A 1924-nucleotide genomic window follows, 5' to 3' on the forward strand; every position below is an offset into this window, starting at 1 on the left:
AGTGGCTATTACATGGTGGAGGCGGAAGGGACGGTGAACCTCGGTCCGGCTTATGGCTCGGTGCGGGTGGTGGGGATGACGGTGGCCGAGGCCCGCTGGGCCATTGAGGCCCATCTGCGGCAGATTCTGCGGGCACCGGAGGTCTCGGTGCAACTGGCGCGGGCGAGTGGCCTCCAACCAATCAGCGGGGTCTATCTGGTGTCCCCGGATGGCACGATCAACCTCCGGCAATATGGGGCGGTGTATGTGGCGGGGCTGACGATCCCGGAAGCCCGCGAGGCCATCCGCCGCCATCTCAGCCAGTTTCTGGATTCTCCCGAGGTGTCTCTGGAGGTGCTGGCCTACAACAGCAAAGTGTATTACGTGATCACAGAGGGACCGGGAGAGGACGACAGCGTGATCCGCCTGCCCTGCACGGGCAACGAGACGGTGCTCGACGCGATCGCCCAAGTGGGCGGGATTTCGCAGGTCTCCAGCAAGCGGATCTGGATTGCCCGACCGTCCCCCGCAGGGACCGGCTGCGAACAGATTCTGCCGGTGGACTGGAACGCCATCACCCGGGGCGGGAACACGGCGACGAACTATCAGATTTTGCCCGGGGATCGGATTTTCATTGCCCACGATGACATGATCGCTTTCAGCACCTGGATCGACAAGATGGTATCGCCGGTGGAGCGGCTGTTCGGGTTCACGGGATTGGGGGCCTCGACAGTTCGCTCGCTGCAGACCATGGGCCGTGGATATAACCGCACCCGCAGCGGATTCTGAGGTGTAACCGAGAAAAACGGGTAGCACGAAACGCGTATTCAAAAAGATAAAACTGACAAGCAGCCAGAAAGGCGACGTCCAACGCCTGCATGAAACAACCGGCACTGGGAATCTGATGCTTGACCTTGCGGCAACGGCCTGTTGATTTCACCCGCGGGGGCAGGATTTGGATAGAATGTGAGGGAGGCCCGAGCGGCCAGAACATCGGTTTCTATCATCAATAATCGTTAAAGGTAGCACGAGATGGGCACCACGCAGTGGAAACTTTCGGCGATAAAGTCAGGACAAGTCTTTATGGGAAGCGTCTGGCGCAGTTATGGTTTGTGTGGGGTGCTGGCTGCCGCCATGTGGCTCGCTGTGGCTCGAAATGTGCCGGGTCAGGTGACCGGTGGGCACGCTGTACCCGGTGGCCCGGAAACCACGGTTCCTTCTGCCCCGCCGTTGTTGCCTTCCGTGCCGTCACCTTCAGGCGGTTTGCCTGAATCGGCCCCCGCGATAGCGCCGGCCCGGCCTGGTGCCCTGCCGCCTGCGCCTTCCGACGCATCGCAAACAGGCGGTTCGCGCACCAAGACGAGTCGTTCTGAAATGCCGTTGCCGCCCACGATGACGTCGAGCTCACCTCGTCTTCAGGCGGGTGGAGGTGGCTGGGTCAGCGGGGAAGCTGCTCTGGCGGGCGGTCCTTTTCCTGCGTATATGACGGGGTTTTCCAGCTTTCAAGGCGGCGGTTGGGGGGCCGCTCCAACTCGACCGGTGGAACGGCCGTTTTCTGATTATTCACCACCAGCGAGTGTCAGTCCCTACATCAACCTTTACCGTCCGGAAGGTGCGTTTGGTCGCGTGGGGAACTACTATTCCCTTGTCAGACCCATGATTCAACAACAGCAGACTAACCGCCAAATCTCCCAGCGACTTCGGCAAATAGAAAGTCCGGCCCAATCCGGCGGTGGCTATGTGGGCCGTGCCGCTCCTACCGGTGGCTATTTCATGAATTACTACGGCTACTTCCCGGGTCTTGGGGGCCGTTGAGCGAAAAATCAACTCAATATTGCTCGACGGGTGAGAATCAAGCGGCACTTTGTCGGTTCCGAGTGCACGCATCACGCATGTGCGTCGCTCACTTGGAGTTGAATCTCCACTAACACTAACACATATCTTT

2 protein-coding genes are annotated in these 1924 nt (G+C 59.8%); both read left to right on the forward strand.

Translation table 11 applies throughout. The features are described 5' to 3' along the window. Positions 1-768, forward strand: a 768-nt coding sequence (locus H5U08_RS17230) for a polysaccharide biosynthesis/export family protein (RefSeq protein ID WP_297035914.1), incomplete at its 5' end; no start/stop codon positions are given. 294 nt (positions 769-1062) lie between these two features. Beyond that, the gene (locus tag H5U08_RS17235; RefSeq protein WP_297035917.1) at positions 1063-1794 is read left to right on the forward strand and encodes a hypothetical protein; all 732 of its coding nucleotides are present in this window, start codon (positions 1063-1065) and stop codon (positions 1792-1794) included. Positions 1795-1924 lie beyond the last annotated feature (130 nt).

The sequence above is a fragment of the Thermogutta sp. genome (assembly GCF_014359955.1).
Classification (GTDB): domain Bacteria; phylum Planctomycetota; class Planctomycetia; order Pirellulales; family Thermoguttaceae; genus Thermogutta.